We start from the raw sequence: 19,282 nt of genomic DNA, 5'->3' as shown, positions 1-19,282 counted from the left end.
ATGCGGATCGGCCTGCTCACCCAGTGGTTCGACCCGGAGCCGGGCCCGGCGGCCCTGCCCGGGATGCTCGCCCGCGCCCTCGCCGACCGGGGACACGAGGTCCGGGTGCTCACTGGTTTCCCGAACTACCCGACCGGTCGGCTGGCACCCGGCTACCGGCTGGCCCGCCGCCTCGACGAGACCGACGGCCCGCTCCGGGTCCGCCGGGTGGCCCTCTATCCCAGCCACGACCGCTCCGCGCCGCGTCGGGTGGCGAACTACGGGTCCTTCGCCGTCTCCGCGCTGGTCTCCGGCGCCCCGGCGCTGCGGGGCCTGGATGCCCTCTGGGTCGGCAACTCGCCGATCAGCGTCGCCCTGCCGATGTGGTTCACCCGGTACGTGCACCGGGTGCCGGTGCTGCTGCACGTGCTGGACCTGTGGCCGGACAGCGTGGTGGCGAGCGGCTTCCTCGGCACCGGTCGGGTGTCGCGGACGGTCGAGCGGGGGATGGCCGCCTGGTGCGGCGCGATGTACCGCAGCGCGGCCCGGGTCGCCCACGTCTCACCGGGTGCCGCCGATCTGCTCGCCGGCCGGGGGGTGCCCCGGGAGAAACTCGTGCACATCCCGGTGTGGGCGGACGAGACGCTGGGTGTCCGCGCCGCCGACCTGCGCGCCGAACTCGGGCTGCGCACCGACCAGGTGGTGCTGGTGTACGCGGGCGCGCTCGGCGAGGCACAGGGGCTCGACTCGCTGATCGACGCCTGCGCCCGCACCGGCGACCCCCGACTGGTCTGCCTGATCGCCGGCTCCGGCACCACCGAGGAGCGGCTGCGTCATCGGGCCGGGGCGGTGGGGGCGACGAACGTCCGGTTCCTCGGGCAGCTGCCCCGGGACCGGATGCCCGCGCTGATGGCCACCGGGGACGTCCACTACGTGAGCCTGCGGCCCGGCGGCATGTCCGCGTACACGATGCCGAGCAAGGTGCAGGCGACCCTCGCCGCCGGGCGCGCGCTCCTGGTCGCCGCGGAGGGCGACGCCGCCGCCGTGGCACGCGACAGCGGTGCGGGGATCACCGCCCGACCCGGTGACCCCGACTCGATCGCCGACGCCCTGCGGGAGGTCTGCGACCTGGGCCGGGAGAAGCTGGAACTGCTCGGTCAGGCCGGCCGGGCGCACTACGACCGGGTCTTCTCCGTGGCCGCCGGTGCCGACCGGGTCGAGCGGACCCTGCACGAGATGGTGGCCGACGGCCGGTCAGGGCCAGTCGTCGCCCGCGCTGAGCCGGCGGCGCAGGAGCACCTCCAGCGGTAGCGACTCCCCGTCACGGCCACCACGGCCGATCACCAGCGGCGGCGGGGACGGCTCCGGCGTGGCGCCGAACAGCAGCGCGCGCAGGCTGGCCGGCACGGTCAACAGGTGGAACCGCCCCGACACGTCGACCGCCCGGTGCCGGGCCCGGTCGACGTACCAACCGTGCAGCCCGGTCCGGTAGCGGTGCCGCCCGTCGTAGGACACGGCGACGAGGCGGGTGGTGGCGAGCCCCCGCTGTCGTGCCTCGGCGACGAACGCGTCGACCAACTCCGTCGCCTCCGCCTGCTCCGCCGCACGCCGCCGCTCGTCGGCGGCGGCGTGCGCCTGCACCGCGTGCCGTCGCGTCTCGCGCCAGTCCGCGCCGTCGTCCGTGACCATCACCCGACGGTACGCCGGTCACCGCCGCCGTCGCCGCCCCGGGCCACGGCGGTCGGCAGGTCGACCGTGGACAGTAGGCAGCCGACCAGCCCTCCGGCGGGCCGGCCTCAGAGCAGGCCGGCCCGCCGGAGGGCGTCGGCCATCGCGCTGTCGGCGGGCGGCCCACCGCTGCCGCGCCCCTGGCGTCCCTGTCCGCCGCGCCCCTGACCACCCTGGCCCTGTCCGGGCTGACCTTGACCGCCGCGTCCCTGACCGCTCCGCCCCTGCCCGCTCCCTCCCTGCCCGCTCCGCCCCTGCCCGCCCTGGCCCTGGCCGCCCTGACCCTGGCCGCCCTGACCTTGGCCGCCCTGACCTTGGCCGCCCTGACCTTGGCCGCCCTGACCTTGGCCGCCCTGACCTTGGCCGCCCTGACCTCGGTCGCCGCGGCCCTGGCCGGCCCGGCCCGGTTCGCCCCGGTGCGGCCGGTCGACGTCGGCCCGGCGTGCCCCCGCCGCCGCCTCGTCGTCCAACCGCAGGGTCAACGAGATCCGCTTGCGCGGCACGTCGATGTCGAGCACCTTGACCCGGACCACGTCACCGGACTTCACCACGTCGCGCGGGTCCTTGACGAAGGTGTGCGACATCGCCGAGACGTGCACCAGCCCGTCCTGGTGCACGCCCACGTCGACGAACGCGCCGAACGCGGCCACGTTGGTGACCACGCCCTCCAGCAGCATCCCGGGGGTCAGGTCGCTGATCTTCTCCACCCCCTCGACGAAGGTGGCGGTGCGGAACTCCGGTCGCGGGTCCCGGCCGGGCTTCTCCAGCTCGGCGAGGATGTCGGTGACGGTGGGCAGGCCGAAGGTGTCGTCGACGAAGTCGGTGGCCCGCAGCCCGCGCAGGATCGTCGACCTCCCGATCAACGAACGCAGGTCCTGCCCGGTGCTGGCCAGGATCCGGCGCACCACCGGGTACGCCTCCGGGTGCACGCTTGACGAGTCGAGCGGATCGGTGCCACCGGGGATGCGCAGGAAGCCGGCGCACTGCTCGAACGCCTTCGGGCCGAGCCGGGCCACCTTCTTCAGCTCGGCGCGGGTGCGGAACGGCCCGTTGGCGTCCCGGTGCAGCACGATGTTCTCCGCCAGGCCGGCGCCGATGCCGGAGACCCGGGTCAGCAGGGGAGCGGAGGCGGTGTTGACGTCCACCCCGACCCCGTTGACGCAGTCCTCCACCACCGCGTCCAGCGACCGGGACAGCTTCACCTCGGACAGGTCGTGCTGGTACTGGCCGACGCCGATCGAGCGCGGGTCGATCTTGACCAGCTCGGCCAGCGGGTCCTGGAGGCGGCGGGCGATGGAGACCGCGCCGCGCAGCGACACGTCCAACGTGGGCAGCTCCTGCGAGGCGTACGCGGAGGCGGAGTAGACCGACGCGCCGGCCTCGGAGACCATCACCTTGGTCAGGCCGAGCTGCGGATGCCGCGTGATCAGGTCGGCGGCGAGCTTGTCGGTCTCCCGGCTGGCGGTGCCGTTGCCGATCGCGACCAGCTCCACCCCGTGCGCCCCGGCCAGCCTGGCCAGCGTGTCGATCGAGGCGTCCCACTGCCGGCGCGGCTCGTGCGGGTAGATCGTGTCGGTGGCGACCACCTTGCCGGTGGCGTCCACCACCGCCACCTTCACCCCGGTACGCAGGCCCGGGTCGAGACCCATGGTGGTGCGGCTGCCGGCGGGGGCGGCGAGCAGCAGGTCGCGCAGGTTGGTGGCGAAGACCCGGACCGCCTCCTCCTCGGCCGCCTGCCACAACCGCATCCGCAGGTCGGCACCGAGGTGGATCAGGATCCGGGTACGCCAGGCCCAGCGCACCGTGTCGGCCAGCCACCTGTCGGCGGGGCGGCCCGCGTCGGTGACGCCGAACCGGCCGGCGACGGCCGCCTCGTAGCGGGTGGGGCCGGTGGGCGGGGCGTCCGGGTCCTCCTCGGCGTCGGGAGCCATGGTGAGGTCGAGCACGCCCTCCTTCTCGCCCCGGAACATCGCCAGGATCCGGTGCGAGGGCAGCTTCGGGTACGGCTCGGCGAAGTCGAAGTAGTCGGCGAACTTCGCGCCGGCGGCCTGTTGCCCGTCGCGTACCCGGGAGACCAGCCGGCCCCGCGACCACATCTGCTCGCGCAGCGTGCCGATCAGGTCGGCGTCCTCGGCGAACCGCTCGATCAGGATGGCCCGCGCGCCCTCCAGCGCGGCGGCGGCATCGACCACCCCGCGCCCGGCGTCGACGAACCCGGCGGCCGTCTCCTTCGGCTCCCGGGTCGGGTCACCCAGCAGCGCGTCGGCAAGCGGCTCCAGCCCGGCCTCCCGGGCGATCTGCGCCCTGGTCCGCCGCTTGGGCTTGTAGGGCAGGTAGATGTCCTCCAGCCGGGACTTCGAGTCGGCCGCCATGATCTGCGCTTCCAGCGTCTCGTCCAGTTTGCCCTGGCTACGGATCGACTCCAGCACCGCGGCCCGCCGCTCGTCCAGCTCGCGCAGGTAGCGCAGCCGCTCCTCCAGGGTGCGCAGTTGGGCGTCGTCGAGCAGGCCGGTGGCCTCCTTGCGGTAGCGGGCGATGAACGGCACGGTCGCGCCGCCGTCGAGCAGCTCGACGGCCGCCCGCACCTGGCGCTCGGCCACGCCGAGCTCCTCGGCGATCCGCTGATGGACTGACTGGGTCACGATGTCGCTCCGCCTTCGCTTCGGGTTCCGGTCGTATTCTGCCGCCCCGGGCCGACACCGTTGGTGACCCCCGCCCGTGCCGAACGCCAGTCCGGCCCCACCGGCGCCGAGCCGCCGTTGCCGGTCGGCCGGCTGCGCTAGCGTGGCGATCATGGAACAACCTGCGGATCCGCGTGCCCGTCGGCTCTTCGGCGGCAGTGCCCGAGCCCTCGGCGATCTGGCCACCAGCCCGTTCCGGGCCGACCGGGACCGGATCGTCGCCTCACCCTTCTTCGCCCGGCTCGGCGGGGTGACCCAGGTGATCAGCCCGGTCGGCTCCGGGCTGCTGGTGCACAACCGGCTCACCCACAGCCTCAAGGTGGCCCAGGTGGCCAGGGCGATCGCCGAGCGGCTGACCGCCGACCCGACGCACCGGGACCTGCTGGAGAAACTGGGCGGCTGCGACCCGGACGTGGTGGAGGCCGCCGCCCTCGCCCACGACCTCGGTCACCCGCCGTTCGGGCACCTGGGGGAGCGGGTGCTCGACCGGTTGGCCCGGCAGCGGCTCGGGCTGGCCGACGGGTTCGAGGGAAACGCCCAGTCGTACCGGATCGTCACCAGCACCGAGATCCGGGGCGCGGCCACCACCGGTCTCGACCTGACCGCCGCCGTCCGGGCGGCGATGCTGAAATACCCGTGGACCCGGCTGGACCACCCCGCCCCGCACCCCCGGCACCTGCGTCCCGCCCCCCGGGGTGCCGCCGCCCCGCCGGACGACCCGGACAGCGGCTCGCTGAAGTTCGGCGCGTACGGCACGGAGCTTGCCGACCTGCGGCAGGCCCGCGCGCCGTTCGCCGGGCGGATCGCCGAGTGGCAGCAGACCGTCGAGGCGTCGGTGATGGACACCGCCGACGACATCGCGTACGCCATCCACGACGTGGAGGACTTCTACCGGGTGGGGGTGCTCCAGCAGGGCACCGTCGCCGCCGAACTGATGGCCTGGCAGCGCGAGGGCGGGCACCTGCGGGCGGTCACCGACGCCGCGCTGGCCGGTGCCGCCCGCCGCCCCGGCTCGGCGATCGAGGCGCTGCGCCGGCAACTGCACCGTAAGGACGCCTGGATCGCCGACGACGACGCGTTCGCCGCCGCCGTCGAGCACGTCCGCGAGGAACTGGTGGACGGGCTGCTGGCGCTGCCCTTCGACGGTTCGATCGAGGCCGAGCAGTACGTGGCCCGGTTCTCGGCCCGGTGGACCACCCGGCTGGTCGACGCGATCACGGTGACCGCCGTCCCGGACGTGCGTTCCGGTCACGTGCTGCTGGCCAAGGCCCAGTGGCACGAGGTGCAGGTGCTCAAGTTCGTCCACCACCGGTTCGTGCTGGCCCGCCCCGACCTGGCCCTGCACCAGCGGGGCCAGGCCCGGCTGCTGGGCACCCTGGTCGAGTCGCTCTGGGAGTGGCTGCTCGACCCGGAGGAGGAGTCCCGGCTGCCGCGCCGGCTGCCCGACCTGGTGGAGCTGGCCGAGGCGGAGCTGCACCCGCGTACCCCGGACCGGATCGGCCGGGCCCGGGGCCGGGCCATCGTCGACTTCGTCGCCCAGCTCACCGACGGCCAGGCGGTGGCGATGCTGGACGTCCTGTCCGGTCGCTCCGGCGCCCTCTGGACCGACGCCTTCGTCCTCTGACAGGCGGCGACAGGAACCCTCCGGTCAGGCGATGGTCTGCCACCAGCCGTCGACCGGCGGCGGGTCGTCCACCACCACCCGCTCGCCGGGCCGGGGCACCGCCAGCCGGACGTCGCGGGCCTTGGCCTCGGCCCAGAGCCGGTCCACCGGCTCGGACCAGTCGTGCAGGGCCAGGTTGAACGTCGCCCAGTGCACCGGGACGAAGAGGCCGCCGCGCAGCTCCAGGTGGGCGGTGACCGCCTCCTCCGGGAACATGTGGATGCCCGGCCAGGCCCGGTCGTACGCGCCGATCTGCATCAGCGTCGCGTCGAACGGCCCGTGCGCGGCGCCGATCTCGGCGTACCCGTCGAAGTAGCCCGAGTCGCCGGTGTAGAAGACCCGTCGGTGCGCGCCGGCGACCACCCAGGAGCTCCACAGCGTGCCGTCGCGGCGCAGCCCCCGGCCGGAGAAGTGCTGGGCGGCGGTGGCGGTGATCTCCAGACCACCGACCCGGTGCCCCTCCGACCAGTCCAGCTCGATGATCCGGTCGGCGGGCACCCCCCACCGGTCGAGGTGCGCGCCGACGCCGAGCGGCACCAGGAACGGTGCCGACTGCCGCCGGACCAGCTCCCGGACGGTGGTCATGTCGAGGTGGTCGTAGTGGTCGTGGGAGATCAGGATCGCGTCGACGGTGGGCAGTTCGTCGAGGCGTACCGGGGGCTCGTGCAGCCGCTTCGGCCCGATCGCGGCGGACGGCGAGCAGCGGTCGCTCCATACCGGGTCGATCAGCACCCGCTGCCCCTCGATCTCGACAAGCGCCGAGGCGTGGCCGTACCAGACGATGTTCAGCTCACGGTCGACGCCTGTCGTCGGGGCCGCGGTGGGCCGCAGCAACGGGACCGGGGCGGTCGGCCGGCGGCGCTGCTGGCCGAAGAGCAGCTCCCGGAGCAGGCTGCGGTCGGGATCGCCGCCGGGCATCGTCCGGGTGGCGACCCGGTTGTGGAAGGTGCCGTCGCGGAACTGCGCGGAGCGGGCCGCCCGCTCGGCGCGTGCCCCGGTCAGCCGGCCGCCCAGCGCCGCCGGCACGTCCCGTGCCGCCCACGCCAGCCCGGCGATCGCGGCCAGCCCCGCCACCTGCCACAGCCGCCCGCCGGACGTCCGCTCGACCGTTCGCTCCGCTGGTTCCCGCATGCTCTCGTCCCCCTCGCCGGTGTCCCGCGGTACACGGTAGTCACCAGCGGACCCGTCCGCCCACGTTGCCCCGTGCTCCGCCCGACGACGGCGACCGGCGGGCGACCGGCCGGGTGGCGACCGGACGGTCAGCCGCCGTTGCTGGGCCGCTGCCGGGCGACCCGGTGCCGGGGCGCGTCGGTGGCACCGGTCAGCTGCGCGGTGGCGTCCAGGATGAACCGGCCGAGCCGGGCCCGGGCCTGCACCACCGGGTGGGTGGCGCCGAAGTTGTCCCGATCGGCCTGACCGTCGGCGAAGAGCACGTACGTCAGCACGGCCGCCCCGGAGGTGTCGAACACCACGCCGGCCTCGTGCCGGGCGTCGACGAACCAGCCCGCCTTGGTGGCCACCCGGGCCCGTTCCGCCGAGGACATGGTGCGCCGGATGCCGTCGGTGAAGGCGACCGGGGAGCGCAGCAGCTTGAGCACGAGAGCGGTCGACGACGGCGAGAGCAGCGTGCCGGCGACCAGGGCGCGCAGCAGCGCGTGCATCTCCCGGGCGGTGCTGGTGCCGAGGTAGAAGCGGTTCGGGTTGGACAGCGGCTGCACCTGGGTGTCGGGGAAGCCCTTGCCGACCAGGATCCGGTTGATCTCGGCGGCCGGGCAGACCAGGCCGCAGAGCCGCGAGGCGGTGTCGTCGGAGACGGTGAGCAGGTTGGCCAGCACGTGCCCCAGCGTCACCGAGCTGGGGTAGGCGGTGTCCAGGACGAAGATGCCGTCCCCACCGGGCACCACGGTCGAGGCGGCCACCTCGACCCGCTGGTCGAGGGTGAGCAGCCCCCGGTCGATCTTGTCGAGCACCGCGACGGCCACCGCGATCTTGTTGACGCTGTACGCCTCGACCCGGCGGTCGGCCGACTCGGAGACCGCGACCAGCGGGGTGGCACCGTTCTCCAGGCTGAGGTGCACCTGCCAGTTGCCCCCGGTCAGCGCCTTCTCCCGCTGGAAGGCCGCGGCGATCCTCGGGGCGACGAGTTCCGGGCTGGCGGCGGCGGCAGCGGACCGGCCCGGCCGGACGGCACCCGACGCCGGTGTGCCCCCGACGAGCACCGCCCCGGCGGTGGCGGCCGTTCCGAGTCCCAACGCGGTCCTGCGGTTCACCCTGGTGGTCACGTCTCTCCCGTCGAGTGGGGCCCCGAACTGTCCCCGGGCCACCACTCTAGGTGAGCGGACCGCCTCCCGGGTGCCCGCTCACCGACGCCGACGCCGTGCCGCGTCACCGGCCGCGATCGCCGCCCCCGTCGCGAGCGCCTTCACAGTCGGGGTGGTGATCGGCAGCGGCGGCCGGCCCGCCCGACCGGGGTAGTTCGCCGCCTGCTGGTAGACCGGCGTGTCCACACTTCCCGGGGTGACCAGGCAGACGTGCACCCCGGGCAGGTCCCGGGCCTCCTGCCGCACGGTGCGGACCAGTCCCTGCAAACCCCACTTGCTTGTCACGTAGCCGCTCATGTACGGGGCGGTGACGTGCCCGAGCACCGAGCCGGTGAGGATCAGGGTGCCCCCACCGGCCGCCCGGAAGTGCCGCAACGCCACCCGGACGACGCCTGCCGCACCGAGCAGGTCGGTGCGGACCACCTGGTCGAAGACCTCCGCCGGGACCTCCTCGAACCGGCCTTACGCCATCACCGCCGCGGTGTGCACCCACACGTCGATCCGGCCGAACTCCCGTACCGCCGCGGTGGCCAGGGAGTCGAGCGCTGCCGGGTCGGTGACGTCGGTGGGCGCCGTGCGTACCCGGTCCGCGCCGGCGTCGAGGCACTCCCGGCGTACGTCGGCCAGGGTGGTGGGGGTGCGGGCGGCGAGGACCAGACGGTCCCCGCGCCCGGCGAACTCCCGGGCCGCCGCGCGGCCGATGCCGCTGGTGGCCCCGGTGACCACCACCACCCGACTCACGGTGCCAGCACGACCTTGACGCAGCCGTCCTCCTTCTTCTGGAACATCTCGTACGCCTTCGGCGCGTCGACAAGCGGCATCCGGTGGGTACGCAGGTCCTCCACGCCCAGCGGGTCGTCGTCACCGGCCAGCAGCGGCAGGATCTCGTCGGTCCACCGCCGCACGTGGCACTGCCCCATCCGCAGTTGGATGCCCCGGTCGAACATCTCCATCAGCGGCATCGGGTCCACCTCGCCGCCGTAGACCCCGGAGATCGAGACGGTGCCGCCGCGCCGCACCGCCTTGAGGGCGGCCTTGAGCACTGTCAACCGGTCCACACCGGCCTTGTCGATCATCTTGTCGGCCAGCTTGTCCGGCAGCAGCCCGGCGGCGTGCTGGGCCAGCTTGCCGCTTGCGGAGCCGTGCGCCTCCATCCCGACCGCGTCGATCACCGCGTCCGGGCCGCGCCCGTCGACCAGGTCGACAAGTGCGCCGGGTACGTCGTCGAGCTGGCTGACGTCAAGCGTCTCGATGCCGTGCCGGCGGGCCATCTCCAGCCGCTCCGGCACCAGGTCCAGGCCGATCACCCGGCCCGCGCCGAGGTGCCGGCCGATCCGGGCGCAGAACTGCCCGACCGGGCCGAGACCGAACACGGCCAGGGTGCCGCCGGGCGGGGTGTCCGCGTACTTCACCGCCTGCCAGGCGGTGGGCAGGATGTCGCTGAGGTAGAGGTAACGCTCGTCGGCACCGGCCTGCGGGATGACGATCGGGCCGAACTGGGCCTGCGGGACCCGCAGGTACTCGGCCTGCCCGCCGGGGACCGAGCCGTAGAGCGAGGTGTAACCGAACAGCGACGCGCCCTTGCCCTCGGCGGTGACCTGGGTCGTCTCGCACTGGGCGAACAGCTGCCGCTCGCACATCCAGCAGTGCCCGCAGGCGATGTTGAACGGGACGACCACCCGGTCGCCCTTCTTGAGCCGGGTCACCCCGGAGCCGACCTCCTCGACGACGCCCATCGGCTCGTGCCCGAGGATGTCGCCGGGCTTCAGGTACGGCCCGAGCACCTCGTACAGGTGCAGGTCGGAGCCGCAGATCGCGGTCGAGGTGATCCGGACGATCGCGTCCGTCGGCGACTCGATCCTCGGATCGGGGACCTCCTCGACCCGTACGTCCCGCTTGCCCTGCCAGGTGAGTGCCTTCATGCCGCTTCCCCTCTCGGTGCCGTCCATGGGACTGCTACCCGAGCGGAGACGCTTGAACCCGCCGCAGGCCGGACGAGGTCCCCGTCCCACCGGGCCTTGATCGTGCTCGATCCACGTTGTAGTGGTCTCCGTGCGCTGTGAGGCCACTACATCCAGGATCGAGCGCGCGGGCGCACGGGACGGCGTGGGTCGCGGCATGTGGGGGGCGCGGTGAGTGGGCGCGGCGTGGGGTGCGATGCGTGGGGTGGGGCGCGGCGGCGGGCGATGGGACGGGGGGACCGCCGTACTCCCGGGACGGAACGCCCGCCGCACCCCCCGGGTCGGGGTGCGGCGGGCGGTGGGTCGACGGCGGGCGGGGGCCGCCGGTGTGGTCAGGAACCCGGGGTGTCGCCGCGCCTGGCGGTGGCGGTGAGGTAGTCCCGGTTGAGCCGGCCGATGGTGTTCAGCGGGATGCCCTTGGGGCAGACCGCGGTGCACTCGCCCGCGTTGGTGCAACCGCCGAAGCCGGCCTCGTCGTGCGCGTCGACCATGCCGATCACCCGGGTGTAGCGCTCCGGCTGGCCCTGCGGCAGCAGCGAGAGTTGGGTGACCTTGGCGGCGGTGAAGAGCATTCCGGAGCCGTTCGGGCAGGCTGCCACGCAGGCGCCGCAGCCGATGCAGGCGGCCGACTCGAAGGCGGCGTCGGCGTCGGCCTTGGCCACCGGGGCGGCGTGGGCCTCGGGGGCGCTGCCGGTCGGCGCGGTGATGTAGCCACCGGCCGCGATGATCTTGTCGAAGGCGTTCCGGTCGACCACCAGGTCCTTGATCACCGGGAAGGCGCGGGCCCGCCACGGCTCGATGTCGATCGTCTCGCCGTCGGAGAACTGCCGCATGTGCAGCTGGCAGGCGGTGGTGCCGCGCTGCGGCCCGTGCGCGTCCCCGTTGATCATGAGTCCGCACATGCCGCAGATGCCCTCGCGGCAGTCGTGGTCGAACGCGACAGGCTCCTCCCCGGCGAGGATCAGCCGCTCGTTGAGCACGTCCAGCATCTCCAGGAACGACATGTCGGGGGAGACGTCGTCGACCGGGTAGGTCACCATCCGCCCCTTGTCCTGGGGGCCGGACTGACGCCAGATGCGCAGGGTCAGGTTCACTTGTAGCTCCGCTGCGTGGGGTGGACGTACTCGAAGGTCAGGTCTTCCTTGTGCAGCACAGCCGGCTCACCGGTGCCGGTGTACTCCCAGGCCGCCACGTAGGCGAACCGGTCGTCGTCGCGCTGCGCCTCGCCGTCCGGGGTCTGGTGCTCGGCCCGGAAGTGACCGCCGCAGGACTCCTCCCGGTGCAGGGCGTCGACGCACATCAGCTCGGCCAGCTCGAAGAAGTCGGCGACCCGGCCGGCCTTCTCCAGCGACTGGTTCAGCCCTTCGCCGTCGCCCGGCACCCGGACCCGCTGCCAGAACTGCTCCCGCAGCGCCCGGATCTCGTCGATCGCCTTGCGCAGCCCGGCCTCGGAGCGCTCCATCCCGCAGTGCTCCCACATGATCTGGCCCAGCTCCCGGTGGAACGAGTCCACCGTCCGGTCACCGTCGACGGCGAGCAGCCGGGCGATCCGGTCCTCCACCTCGCGCCGGGCCCGCACCGCCGACGGATGGCTGGCGTCGATCTTCTCCAGCGGCCCGGACGCCAGGTAGTGGGCGATCGTGGTGGGCAGCACGAAGTACCCGTCGGCCAGGCCCTGCATCAGCGCCGACGCGCCGAGCCGGTTCGCGCCGTGGTCGGAGAAGTTCGCCTCGCCGATCACGAACAGGCCGGGGATGGTCGACTGGAGGTCGTAGTCGACCCAGAGACCGCCCATCGTGTAGTGCACGGCCGGGTAGATCCGCATCGGGACCTGGTACGGATCCTCGCCGGTGATCCGCTCGTACATCTCGAACAGGTTGCCGTACTTGGCCTCGATGGCCTTACGGCCGAGCCGGTCGATCGCGTCGGCGAAGTCGAGGTAGACGCCGAGCTTGGTCGGCCCGACGCCCCGGCCCTCGTCGCAGACGTTCTTGGCGGCGCGGGAGGCGATGTCCCGGGGGACCAGGTTGCCGAAGGAGGGGTAGATCCGCTCCAGGTAGTAGTCCCGCTCGTCCTCCGGAATGTCCCGGGGGGCGCGGTCGTCGTCCTGGTTCTGCGGCACCCAGACCCGGCCGTCGTTGCGCAGCGACTCGCTCATCAGGGTCAGCTTCGACTGGTGGTCGCCGGAGACCGGGATGCAGGTCGGGTGGATCTGGGTGTAGCAGGGGTTGGCGAAGTACGCGCCCTTGCGGTGCGCCCGCCAGCTGGCGGTGACGTTGCAGCCCTTGGCGTTTGTGGAGAGGTAGAAGACGTTGCCGTAGCCGCCGGAGGCGAGCACCACCGCGTCGGCCATCTCGGTGCTGATCTCACCGGTGACCATGTCCCGCACCACGATGCCGCGCGCCTTGCCGTCCACGACGACCAGCTCCAGCATCTCGTGCCTGGTGTGCATCTCGACGTTGCCCAGGCCGATCTGCCGCTCCAGCGCCTGGTACGCGCCGAGCAGCAGCTGCTGGCCGGTCTGCCCCCGGGCGTAGAAGGTGCGCTGCACCTGCGCGCCACCGAAGGACCGGGTGTCCAGCAGTCCGCCGTACTCGCGGGCGAACGGTACGCCCTGGGCGACGCACTGGTCGATGATGTTGACGGACACCTCGGCGAGCCGGTGCACGTTCGACTCGCGGGAGCGGAAGTCGCCGCCCTTGACGGTGTCGTAGAAGAGCCGGTGCACCGAGTCACCGTCGTTGCGGTAGTTCTTGGCGGCGTTGATGCCCCCCTGCGCGGCGATCGAGTGCGCCCGGCGCGGGCTGTCCTGGTAGCAGTAGCTCCTGACCCGGTAGCCCTGCTCGGCGAGGGTGGCGGCGGCGGAGCCACCGGCGAGGCCGGTGCCCACCACGATCACCGTCATCTTCCGTCGGTTCGCCGGGTTGACCAGCTTGGCCTCGAAGCGGCGGGTCTCCCAGCGCTTCTCGACAGGGCCGTCGGGAGCCTTCGTGTCGGCGACCGGGTCGCCCTCGGTGAAGAGTTCCATGTCAGGACACCAATCCGGTGAGTACGGCGAACGGGACCACCAGGTAGCCGGCGCAGAGCACGACGGCGAAGACCAGCGCGGCGGTACGGGCCCGGCGCTCACCCCGGGGGGTCTGCTGACCGAGGCTGCGCAGCGCGCTGAACACGCCGTGCCGCAGGTGGAAGCCGACGGTGACGATCGCCAGGGTGTAGAAGAGCGTCACGTACCAGCGTTCCGGGGCGAAGTCGGCGACCACGTTGCCGTACGGGTTGCTGGCGTCGCCTACCGGGTTCAGGGTGCCGGTGGTCAGGTCCAGGATGTGGTAGATCACGAAGAGCAGGATGATCACCCCGCCCCAGCGCATGGTGCGCGCGGCGTAGCTGCCCTGGACCTTCTTGCGGTGGGCGTAGCGCACCGGGCGGGCGGCACGGGCCCGTACGGCCAGCACTGTCGCCGCCCAGATGTGCGCGACGACGGCGACCACCAGCGCGGTGCGCAGGATCCACAGGAACCACACGCCCGGCAGCAGCGGCTTGCCGATGTCGCGCAACCAGTGGGCGTAGTGGTCGAACGAGGTCTCGCCGGTGAACACCTTGAGGTTGCCGAGCATGTGGGCGACGAGGAACAGCACCAGCAGGATGCCCGTCACCGCCATGACGGCCTTCAGGCCGACGTTCGAGCGGATGGGCGACCGAGTTTTCGTGATTACCACCTGACCGACGCTAGGAGTCCTGCGACCAGTCGTCCAATGCATCGAACTCGCAGTCTCGATAGCCGTAAGCTATGAAGATGCAGCTCCATCAGCTGAGGTACTTCGTCGCGGTGGCCGAAGTGCGACATTTCACCCAAGCCGCCGACATCGTCGGCATAACCCAGCCGTCGTTGAGTAAGCAAGTTCACGCCCTGGAGACCGACCTCGGTGCCCCGCTGTTCGAGCGGGTAAGGGGAAACATCACCCTGACCGCCGCCGGTGAGGTGCTGCTGCCGCTTGCCAAACGCATCCTCGCCGACGTGGACACCGCCACCCGGGAGGTCCAGGAACTGGTCGGCCTGCGCCGGGGCCGGGTCCGGCTCGGTGCCACCCCCAGCCTGGCCACCTCGCTCGCCCCACCGGTGCTGCGCCGGTTCCGCGACGCCCACCCCGCAGTCGACCTGCGGGTCGAGGAGAGCGGCTCCCAGGACCTGGTCCGGGACCTGCTGCGCGGCGACCTCGACCTCGCCCTGATCATCATGCCGGCCCAGGGCGCCGACCCCGGGCTGCGGGTCGACCCGATCCTGCGGGAGAGCCTGGTGGTCGCCTCGGTGGATCCGCTGCCCGCCGCCTCGGGCAGCGGTGAGCTGCGGATCACCGACCTGCGCGGGCAACCGCTCGTGATGTTCCGCGAGGGCTACGACCTGCGCGACGCCACCATCCAGGCCTGCCGGGAGGCCGGGTTCGAGCCCACCTTCTCGGTCGACGGCGGCGAGATGGACGCGGTGCTCAGCTTCGTCGAGGCCGGGCTCGGCGTCGCCCTGGTGCCGGGCATCGTGGTCAGCCGCCGCCCCGGCGTCCGGGTCACCCGGCTCGCCCCGCCCGGCGTGCGCCGGACCATCGCGGTGGCCCGCCGCCGCGACGTCGTACCCACCCACGCCGGGCGGGAGCTGCGCCGCATCCTCCTCGACTACGTGCACGCGGCCACCACCACCGGCGAGCTGCCGCCGGGGGTGGAACCACTTGCGTGACCAGCGGGCCTCGGCGTCGTCGGTCAGCGGGCTTCGGCGTCGTCCATCGCGCGGTAGATGCGCTGCTCGGAGACCGGGTACGGGGTGCCGAGGGCCTGGGCGAAGACGTTCACCCGCAGCTCCTCGATCATCCAGCGGATCTGCCGTACCGGGGCTGCGGCGCGGCGGGGCGGGGGCAGCCCGGCCAACAGGTCCCGGTACTCCTTCTGCACCGTGGCGATCCGGTCCTGCTGGGCCCTGTCCCGTTGCGGGTTGGCGGTTAACCGGTCCAGCCGGCGTTCCATCGCGGTCAGGTAGCGCAGCAGGTCGGGCAGCCGGGCGTAGCCGGCCTCGGTGACGAAGCCGTCGTGCACCAGGCCGGTGAGCTGCTGACGCAGGTCGGCGAGGGCGGCCACCACCGCCAGGTTGCGGGTCGCGCCGAGGCGCTGCTCCACCGCGTACGCCGCGGCGAGCACCTGGCGGACCCGGCCCATCACCTCGACCACCGTGTCGACCAGGTCGGCGCGCACCCTGTCGCGCAGGGCGGCGAAGCCGTCGGCGTCCCAGGCCGGCCCGCCCGCGTCGGCGACCAGCTTGTCGATGGCGGCCCCGGCGACGTCGGCGATGAGCTGCTGCACCCCCCCGTGCGGGTTGCGGCTCAGCGCCAGCTTCGCCTCGTTGCTCAGCCGCCCCTGGAGGAACTGCGCCGGTGACGGCACGGTCAGCCGTAGCAGCCGCCGGGTGCCCGCCCAGTGCGCGGCGGCCTGCTCGGCCTCCGAGTCGAAGACCTTCACCCCGACCGTGGTGCCCTCGTCCACCAGCGCCGGGTAGGCGGTCACCGCGTAGCCGGCGCGTACCTGCTCGATGGTGCGGGGCAGGGTGCCGATGCTCCACGCGGTGAGCCCGGTGCGGGCCACCTCGGGCGCGGCGGCGGCCACCACCTGGCGTACCTCCTGGCGGAGCTGGCGTTGCAGGGCCGGCAGGTCCTTGCCCTCGGCGACCGGCTTGTCCTCGTCGCCGATCACCCGGAACGTCACCCGCAGGTGCGGCGGCAACTTCGCCGGCTCCCACGCCTCCCGGGGGACGTTCACCCCGGTCATCCGGCGCAACTGCCGGGCCAGCGCGTCCAGCAGCGGCTCCTCGCCCGGGGTGATCGCGGCGAGCGCCGCACGGGCGAAGTCCGGCACCGGGACGAAGTTGCGCCGGACCGGTTTGGGCAGCGACCGGATCAACGCGATCACCAACTCCTCGCGCAGCCCCGGTACCTGCCAGTCGAAGCTCTCCGCCGGCACCTGGTTGAGCAGCGGCAGCGGGATGTCGACGGTGACGCCGTCGGTGGGCGCGGTCGGGTCGAAGGTGTACGTCAGCGGCAGGGTCACCCCGTCGGCCCGCCACTCGTCCGGGAAGTCGGCCTCGTCGACCCCGCCGCGCCCGGCGTTGACAAGCAGTTCCCGGGTGAAGGTGAGTAGGTCGGGCTGCTCGTGCCGGGCCTTCTTCCACCAGGCGTCGAAGTGTCGTCCGGAGACCACGTCGGCGGGGATGCGCTGGTCGTAGAAGGCGAAGATGCTCTCGTCGTCGACCAGGATGTCCCGGCGGCGGGCCCGGTTCTCCAACTCCTCGATCTCGGCGAGCAGCCGACGATTGTCCCGCCAGAACGGGTGGTGGGTCTGCCAGTCGCCCTCGACCAGGGCGTGCCTGATGAACAGCTCCCGGCTCAGCACCGGGTCGATCCGCCCGAAGTTGACCTTGCGGGAGGTGACAAGCGGGACGCCGTACAGGGTGACCTTCTCGTAGGCCATGACGGCGGCCTGGTTCTTCTCCCAGTGCGGCTCGCTGTAGCTGCGCTTGACCAGGTGCTGGGCCAGCGGCTCCACCCACTCCGGCTCGACCCGCCCGGCGACCCGGCCCCACAGCCGGGAGGTCTCCACCAGTTCGGCTGCCATCACCCAGCGCGGCGGCTTCCTGAACAGCGCCGAACCGGGGAAGACCGCGAACTTCGCCCCCCGCGCGCCCAGGTACTCGTGCTTCTGGGCGTCCTTGAGCCCGATGTGCGACAGCAGCCCGGGCAGCAGCGACTGGTGCACCTTCGGGGTGTCGATCTCCTCCGGCAGGTCGGCGGCCGGGCCGCGCCGGCCCCCGTCGGCCGTCGGCGGCGTCGCGCCCCGCCGGCCCCGCCGCCCGTCACCCTGTTCCGGGGTACGCAGCACCTGGCGCAACTGGGCGACGATGTCCTGCCACTCGCGGACCCGCAGGTAGTTGAGGTATTCCGCCCGGCACATCCGGCGGAACGCGCTGGACGACAGCTCCCGCTGCTGCTCGCGCAGGTAACGCCAGAGGTTGAGGAACGACACGAAGTCGGACTCCTTGTCGGCGAACCGGGCGTGCGCCTGGTCGGCCTGGGCCTGCTTCTCCGCCGGCCGCTCCCGGGGGTCCTGGATCGACAGCGCCGCGGCGATCACCAGCACCTCGGTGGCACAGCCGTTGCGTTCTCCCTCGATGACCATCCGGGCCAGCCGGGGATCGACCGGGAGCTGGGCCAGCCGCCGGCCCAACGGGGTGAGTCGCTTGGCCGGGTCGGCCTCGGTCGGGTCCAGCGCGCCCAGCTCGTGCAGCAGGTTGACCCCGTCGGTGACGTTGCGCCGGTCCGGCGGGTCGATGAACGGGAACGCGGCGAGGTCACCGAGGCCGATCGCGGTCATCTGGAGGATGACCGAGGCGAGGTTGGTGCGCAGGATCTCCGGGTCGGTGAACTCCGGCCGGGAGGCGAAGTCCTGCTCGTCGTAGAGCCGGATGCAGATGCCGTCGGAGGTCCGGCCGCAGCGGCCCTTACGCTGGTTGGCCGAGGCCTGGGAGACCGGTTCGATGGGCAGCCGCTGCACCTTCAACCGGCTGGAGTAGCGGGAGATCCGGGCCGATCCCGGGTCCACCACGTACTTGATGCCGGGGACGGTCAGCGAGGTCTCCGCGACGTTGGTGGCGAGCACCACCCGGCGTCCGGGGTGGGCGGCGAAGACCCGGTGCTGCTCGGCGGCCGACAGCCGGGCGTAGAGCGGCAGGATCTCGGTGCCCAGCAGCGAGCGTTTCGACTGGGTCAGCTTGCCCAGCGCCTCGGCGGTGTCCCGGATCTCCCGTTCGCCGCTGAGGAAGACCAGGATGTCGCCCGGCCCCTCGGCGGCCAGCTCCTGCACCGCGTCGCCGATCGCCTGGATCTGGTCGCGGACGTTCTCCTCGTCGTCGCCCTCGTCCTCGTCACCCTCTGTCACCTCGACCAGCGGCCGGTAGCGCACCTCCACCGGATAGGTCCGTCCGGATACCTCGACGATCGGCGCGGGCCTGCCCTCGGCATCGGCGAAGTGCTCGGCGAACCGGGCGGTCTCGATGGTCGCCGAGGTGATGACCACCTTGAGGTCGGGACGGCGGGGGAGCAGCTGACGCAGGTAGCCGAGGATGAAGTCGATGTTGAGGCTGCGCTCGTGCGCCTCGTCGATGATCAACGTGTCGTACTGGCGCAGCATCCGGTCGGTCTGCAACTCGGCCAGCAGGATGCCGTCGGTCATCAGCTTGACCAGGCTGCGGTCGCTCACCTGGTCGGTGAAGCGCACCTTGTAGCCGACCACGTCGCCCAGCTCGGTGCCGAGTTCCTCGGCGATCCGGTCGGCGACCGTCCGGGCGGCCAACCGGCGGGGTTGGGTGTGCCCGATCAGCCCGGTGACCCCGCGCCCCAGCTCCAGGCAGATCTTGGGCAGCTGGGTGGTCTTGCCGGAGCCGGTCTCGCCGGCCACGATCACCACCTGGTGGTCCCGGATGGCGGCGGCGATGTCGTCGCGGCGCTCGCTGACCGGCAACTGCGCCGGATAGGTGATGGTCGGCACGGCGGCCCGCCGGGCGGCCAGCCGGGACTCCGCCCGGGACACCTCCCCGGCGATCTCGACAAGCGCCTCGTCGCGTCGCTGCGGGTCGCGCAGCTTGCGTACCCCGTCCAGCCGACGCTGGAGGCGGCGCTGGTCGCGGAACATCAGCGGGGTGAGGCGGCGGTGCAGCTCGCGGGCGGAAACGGCGTCGGCGGGCGTGGCGGGGCCGGAGGCGGTTGGATTCTGCATGTCGTCGCCAAGGATAGGCAGTGCGCCGCCGGACCGCCCCCGGGTTACGCCCTCGCGGCGCAGCGCGGCTCCCCGCAGCCCCCGGTGGCCCGGTCCGGATGCGGTCGCGTCCGCCGGAGCGCTGCCCGGGAAACCAGCTGT

At 72.8% G+C, this 19,282-nt stretch carries 12 protein-coding genes and 1 pseudogene; 3 read left to right on the top strand and 10 right to left on the bottom strand.

Annotated elements, in window-relative coordinates:
• The gene (locus AC0AIB_RS08345; protein ID WP_328348640.1) at window positions 1–1,290 is read left to right on the top strand and encodes a glycosyltransferase family 4 protein; all 1,290 of its coding nucleotides are present in this window, start codon (window positions 1–3) and stop codon (window positions 1,288–1,290) included.
• Here the strand turns inward: AC0AIB_RS08345 and AC0AIB_RS08340 are convergent.
• Both AC0AIB_RS08340 and AC0AIB_RS08335 read right to left on the bottom strand, forming a co-directional pair.
• The gene (locus tag AC0AIB_RS08340; RefSeq protein ID WP_328348639.1) at window positions 1,234–1,668 is read right to left on the bottom strand and encodes a hypothetical protein; all 435 of its coding nucleotides are present in this window, start codon (window positions 1,666–1,668) and stop codon (window positions 1,234–1,236) included. The genes AC0AIB_RS08345 and AC0AIB_RS08340 overlap by 57 nt on opposite strands.
• A 107-nt stretch (window positions 1,669–1,775) precedes the next feature.
• Window positions 1,776–4,349: a Tex family protein gene (locus tag AC0AIB_RS08335; RefSeq protein ID WP_465096351.1), complete on the bottom strand. Its 2,574-nt coding sequence runs from the start codon at window positions 4,347–4,349 to the stop codon at window positions 1,776–1,778.
• A gap of 151 nt (window positions 4,350–4,500) precedes the next feature.
• On the opposite strand from AC0AIB_RS08335, the gene AC0AIB_RS08330 reads away from it, so the two are divergent.
• Window positions 4,501–6,012, top strand: a complete 1,512-nt coding sequence (locus tag AC0AIB_RS08330) for a deoxyguanosinetriphosphate triphosphohydrolase family protein (RefSeq protein ID WP_328348637.1) — start codon at window positions 4,501–4,503, stop codon at window positions 6,010–6,012.
• Window positions 6,013–6,036: 24 nt separating this feature from the next.
• On the opposite strand, the gene AC0AIB_RS08325 is transcribed toward AC0AIB_RS08330, so the two are convergent.
• The 7 genes and pseudogenes from AC0AIB_RS08325 to AC0AIB_RS08295 form a co-directional block, all read right to left on the bottom strand.
• The gene (locus AC0AIB_RS08325) at window positions 6,037–7,182 is read right to left on the bottom strand and encodes an MBL fold metallo-hydrolase (RefSeq protein WP_328348636.1); all 1,146 of its coding nucleotides are present in this window, start codon (window positions 7,180–7,182) and stop codon (window positions 6,037–6,039) included.
• Between the two features lie 128 nt (window positions 7,183–7,310).
• Window positions 7,311–8,303 carry a serine hydrolase gene (locus AC0AIB_RS08320; RefSeq protein ID WP_465096350.1) on the bottom strand — a complete coding sequence of 331 codons (993 nt, stop codon included), beginning with the start codon at window positions 8,301–8,303 and terminating at the stop codon, window positions 7,311–7,313.
• 108 nt (window positions 8,304–8,411) lie between these two features.
• Window positions 8,412–9,098 (bottom strand): annotated as a pseudogene (locus AC0AIB_RS08315) (SDR family NAD(P)-dependent oxidoreductase).
• Between the two features lie 11 nt (window positions 9,099–9,109).
• Window positions 9,110–10,294, bottom strand: a complete 1,185-nt coding sequence (locus AC0AIB_RS08310) for a zinc-dependent alcohol dehydrogenase (RefSeq protein WP_328348634.1) — start codon at window positions 10,292–10,294, stop codon at window positions 9,110–9,112.
• 371 nt (window positions 10,295–10,665) lie between these two features.
• Entirely contained in the window at window positions 10,666–11,427 is a 762-nt protein-coding gene (locus AC0AIB_RS08305) for a succinate dehydrogenase/fumarate reductase iron-sulfur subunit (protein WP_328348633.1), read from the bottom strand.
• Window positions 11,424–13,361: a fumarate reductase/succinate dehydrogenase flavoprotein subunit gene (locus AC0AIB_RS08300; protein WP_465096349.1), complete on the bottom strand. Its 1,938-nt coding sequence runs from the start codon at window positions 13,359–13,361 to the stop codon at window positions 11,424–11,426. The genes AC0AIB_RS08305 and AC0AIB_RS08300 overlap by 4 nt, the downstream gene beginning before the upstream one ends.
• A 1-nt stretch (window position 13,362) precedes the next feature.
• Window positions 13,363–14,094, bottom strand: coding sequence for a succinate dehydrogenase cytochrome b subunit (locus AC0AIB_RS08295; RefSeq protein ID WP_328348631.1), 732 nt, complete (start codon window positions 14,092–14,094; stop codon window positions 13,363–13,365).
• 29 nt (window positions 14,095–14,123) lie between these two features.
• Here AC0AIB_RS08295 and AC0AIB_RS08290 point away from each other — a divergent pair, with 29 nt between their 5' ends.
• On the top strand, window positions 14,124–15,062 hold the full coding sequence (locus tag AC0AIB_RS08290) for a LysR family transcriptional regulator (protein ID WP_328348630.1): 939 nt from the start codon (window positions 14,124–14,126) through the stop codon (window positions 15,060–15,062).
• Between the two features lie 23 nt (window positions 15,063–15,085).
• On the opposite strand, the gene hrpA is transcribed toward AC0AIB_RS08290, so the two are convergent.
• Window positions 15,086–19,141: an ATP-dependent RNA helicase HrpA gene (hrpA, locus tag AC0AIB_RS08285; protein ID WP_465096348.1), complete on the bottom strand. Its 4,056-nt coding sequence runs from the start codon at window positions 19,139–19,141 to the stop codon at window positions 15,086–15,088.
• Window positions 19,142–19,282: the final 141 nt, after the last annotated feature.

It is taken from the genome of Micromonospora sp. DSM 43699, assembly GCF_055517075.1.
This window is presented reverse-complemented; position numbering and strand designations above follow the sequence as displayed.

Excerpts from the sequence above, each read along its gene's own strand:
- AC0AIB_RS08345 (WP_328348640.1), top strand. The coding sequence starts at position 1 with ATGCGGATCGGCCTGCTCACCCAGTGGTTCGACCCGGAGCCGGGCCCG.
- AC0AIB_RS08340 (WP_328348639.1), bottom strand. The coding sequence starts at position 1,668 with ATGGTCACGGACGACGGCGCGGACTGGCGCGAGACGCGACGGCACGCG.
- AC0AIB_RS08330 (WP_328348637.1), top strand. The coding sequence starts at position 4,501 with ATGGAACAACCTGCGGATCCGCGTGCCCGTCGGCTCTTCGGCGGCAGT.
- AC0AIB_RS08325 (WP_328348636.1), bottom strand. The coding sequence starts at position 7,182 with ATGCGGGAACCAGCGGAGCGAACGGTCGAGCGGACGTCCGGCGGGCGG.
- AC0AIB_RS08310 (WP_328348634.1), bottom strand. The coding sequence starts at position 10,294 with ATGAAGGCACTCACCTGGCAGGGCAAGCGGGACGTACGGGTCGAGGAG.
- AC0AIB_RS08300 (WP_465096349.1), bottom strand. The coding sequence starts at position 13,361 with ATGGAACTCTTCACCGAGGGCGACCCGGTCGCCGACACGAAGGCTCCC.
- AC0AIB_RS08295 (WP_328348631.1), bottom strand. The coding sequence starts at position 14,094 with ATGCATTGGACGACTGGTCGCAGGACTCCTAGCGTCGGTCAGGTGGTA.
- AC0AIB_RS08290 (WP_328348630.1), top strand. The coding sequence starts at position 14,124 with ATGAAGATGCAGCTCCATCAGCTGAGGTACTTCGTCGCGGTGGCCGAA.
- hrpA (WP_465096348.1), bottom strand. The coding sequence starts at position 19,141 with ATGCAGAATCCAACCGCCTCCGGCCCCGCCACGCCCGCCGACGCCGTT.